The following is a 3,000-nucleotide window of genomic DNA, read 5'->3' on the forward strand; positions in this document are numbered from 1 at the left end:
CGGTAGGATCGGTCAGGGAGATCATCTTCGGAGGCGTCAACGACTCGGCAGATTCGGGGGCGTCGGAACTTACCGGGTTGGTTTCTTCAAGGGCTCGCAGATACTCTCCTACGGCCCGACGCCGCCCGGCGACGGGCCCCGCGTTCGAGAGCAACATGTAGTGAGCGTCGCGAGTCGATGTCAGGCGATCGCGTCTCCCGCAATGACAAACAGGCGCGGGGGACCGTGGCAGATTGCGGTGTGCCCTCTGCGTCGAAGGGGCGAAGCGCGACGCTAGCGCGCCCCCTTATGCCGATGCCGATACTAGGCCGGTGGTCTGGCCGTTCGCGAGCATCAGTTGAACGAGCGCAGTCTGTGCCGTCTGGATTTCCCCCAAGACCTGCATGATCAGGTTGGCCTTGCTTGTGTTGGCGGCCAGGTCGTCGCCGTTGCTATGGGAAGCGGAGGTGCCAGAATTGCCCGAGCCACCCGAATGACCGGATCTGGCCGTACTTCCAGAAACGCCGCTGCTGCCCTGATTCGACGCCGAGCTCGAAGAGGTCTGCGAGTCCGGCGAGGCCTTTTGCCCGATCAATGCGGCCAGCATCGCTTCGAGAACCTGGATGCGCGCCTTCAGTTGCTGGATCTCGGGGGCGGTCGAAGCACTGCTGCCGCCACCGCCTGCGCCACTCCCCGCATGGCCGCTCGAAGCAGTCGAGGACGTCGCCGAACCCGACGACGACGATGAGGTGCTGGAAGACGTGTTACCTGAGGCGACGTTGGTTGTCGATGCGGGCTTGCTGGTATCCGAACTCGACGCGGACGTGCTCGCGGACGTAGGTGCGGTAGTGCCGATCGCACCGAGTCCTGCCGCCGCTGCGGAGGTAGTCGACTGTATTTGCATGGTCCTTGGATTCAAACGCAAAAGTGTGCGACGCGGCAACGCGAGGGCAAAGCGCGTCAGCGTCGTCGGAAAAATTCCAGATGACTGCCCAACTTGGATTAACGACGCCTGTCCGTAATTTCCTTAAACGATTGCCGCTGGGAAGCCAAACTTGTGGTCAGCGATGTGAGGTGGGACATGTCCAGGTAGGCGTGCAGGTTGGGGCCACTCAGCTTGCATGTGGCGATCGGGGCGTACTTTGCTGCAGACTCGAACTCGCCGCCGGCACGATCCCGAGGCGGCGATTCAATCCGGGCGTGTTTCCTACCGAAATGATGGGCCGCACGTCCAGCCGCATGACGAACAGCGGACGCGTATGCACGCTCTGCAGCGAGGGAGGAAGACTCGCGAGATCGAGCTTGGACATGGTGAGATCCTGTACGGAAGGAAGACAGTAGAGTTGGATTTGATGCGAAACGCGACGATTTAACGATTCGCAACGAACAGTTGCCCGGTCCTTCCAAAGACAGCGACGTGTGCTTTGAACCAATCTTCCTGAGCAAGCCTCGTCCGCCAAGGAGAGTTGCGAGCCTGTTCCCTCGCGTCAGATTCGAGGGCATCGAGGGATGCGAGGTAGTGTAGTGCAAGGTGCGTGAACGGCAGGGGCTCTGCCTCCACAATCCGGAACCGTCGCACGACGAGCCAATCGGGGCACTCCAGCAATGCTGGAATGTCATCCTCCTCATACCAGCGGTCGAACTCTTCAGCGCGGTCCGCGGGCACGGTAAAAAACACCGCATAGACGAAAGCCGCTTCGTTTAAGGACGCGTTGTTTGCATCAGGCCTTTTCCAGCAGCCGATTTCCTCGCCGATATAGCGCGTGAAATTCGTGACGTCGGTCAGTATGCGGCGAGTTGTTTCATCCAGATTCGCCTTGATCTGCTTGTACTCTGGCGTCACCAGCGCACCCTTGCTTTCCAGATCGTAGAGCGCCAGATGGGCAGGGCTGTCTACGTTGCGATAGCGCTGCGCATTGATGAAACCCGGTGCTTCCATGCGCGGGGGAATATGCTCGGTGTCGTACCAGCGATTAAACTCGTCCTCCCAGCTTGCGCCGGGGGTCATTTCCGTAAACAGCACAGCTTTCTTAGCCATTTGTCTGCCTTCTAAAAAGGTGTTGGGTTCTAGCGCCAACCGAGGCCGGGGGCGACATGCGTGAGAATCGATTCGATTACGTGCGCGCAATATTGCACGCCCAACTGGTTAGGCACGGTGAGCAGCAGGGTATCGGCCGCTGCGATTGCGTCGTCCTTAGCGAGTTCTGCGATGAGAGCATCCGGTTCGGCGGCGTAATCTCGACCGAAGATCTTTCGCACATCGTCGTCCAGAAAACCGACCGTGTCGCTGCTTTGGGCGTCTCGCCCAAAATACATCCGGTCCTGGTCGTTCATGAGCGCGAAGATGCTCCGGCTGACCGACACGCGCGGCTCGCGTGTATGTCCGGCCTCTTTCCATGCCTCGCGATACGCGCGGATCTGCTCTGCTTGCTGGACATGAAGAGGGCGGCCCGTCTCGTCGTTCTTCAATGTCGAGGTCTGGAGGTTCATGCCCATCTTCGCGGCCCATACCGCAGTGGCGTCCGAGCCAGAACCCCACCAGATGCGCTCGCGAAGGCTCTCGGAATGCGGTTCGATCCGGAGTAGGCCAGGGGAATTTGCAAACATGGGCCTCGCATTCGGCTGCGCAAAGCCCTTGCCTCGCAACACCTCATAAAAGACTTCCGTGTGGCGGCGCGCCAGATCGGCATGAGTCTCGCCCGCAGCAGGTGCGTACCCGAAGTACTGCCATCCGTCGATAACCTGTTCGCCGGAGCCTCGGCTAATGCCAAGTTGCAGCCGTCCTCCGGCAATCAGATCGGCTGCGCCGGCATCTTCCGCCATGTAGAGCGGATTCTCGTAACGCATGTCGATAACACCCGTGCCGATTTCGATCCGGCTGGTTTTCGCGCCGACCGCTGCAAGCAGTGGAAAAGGTGAGGCAAGCTGTTGCGCGAAATGATGAACGCGGAAGAAGGCTCCATCTGCGCCTAGCTCTTCAGCGGCAACTGCCAGGTCGATGGATTGCAGAAGGACATCCGC

At 60.0% G+C, this 3,000-nt stretch carries 4 protein-coding genes; all 4 read right to left on the reverse strand.

Translation table 11 applies throughout. The features are described 5' to 3' along the window. Positions 1-286: 286 nt before the first annotated feature. Positions 287-883, reverse strand: a complete 597-nt coding sequence (locus tag WCA53_RS31225) for a hypothetical protein (protein WP_423920683.1) — start codon at positions 881-883, stop codon at positions 287-289. 208 nt (positions 884-1,091) lie between these two features. Further along, entirely contained in the window at positions 1,092-1,289 is a 198-nt protein-coding gene (locus tag WCA53_RS31230) for a hypothetical protein (protein WP_423920688.1), read from the reverse strand. 59 nt (positions 1,290-1,348) lie between these two features. After that, complete coding sequence (locus WCA53_RS31235) at positions 1,349-2,017, reverse strand: hypothetical protein (RefSeq protein ID WP_423920691.1); 669 nt, start codon at positions 2,015-2,017, stop codon at positions 1,349-1,351. A gap of 29 nt (positions 2,018-2,046) precedes the next feature. Further along, positions 2,047-3,000: LLM class flavin-dependent oxidoreductase (locus WCA53_RS31240; protein WP_423920694.1), on the reverse strand; the 954-nt coding region annotated here is incomplete at its 5' end.

The organism is Caballeronia sp., from assembly GCF_049581465.1.
Classification (GTDB): domain Bacteria; phylum Pseudomonadota; class Gammaproteobacteria; order Burkholderiales; family Burkholderiaceae; genus Caballeronia.

What these genes read in the sequence shown, in the direction of transcription:
- WCA53_RS31235 (WP_423920691.1), bottom strand. Translation starts at nt 2,017, where the DNA reads ATGGCTAAGAAAGCTGTGCTGTTTACGGAAATGACCCCCGGCGCAAGC.
- WCA53_RS31230 (WP_423920688.1), bottom strand. Translation starts at nt 1,289, where the DNA reads ATGTCCAAGCTCGATCTCGCGAGTCTTCCTCCCTCGCTGCAGAGCGTG.
- WCA53_RS31225 (WP_423920683.1), bottom strand. Translation starts at nt 883, where the DNA reads ATGCAAATACAGTCGACTACCTCCGCAGCGGCGGCAGGACTCGGTGCG.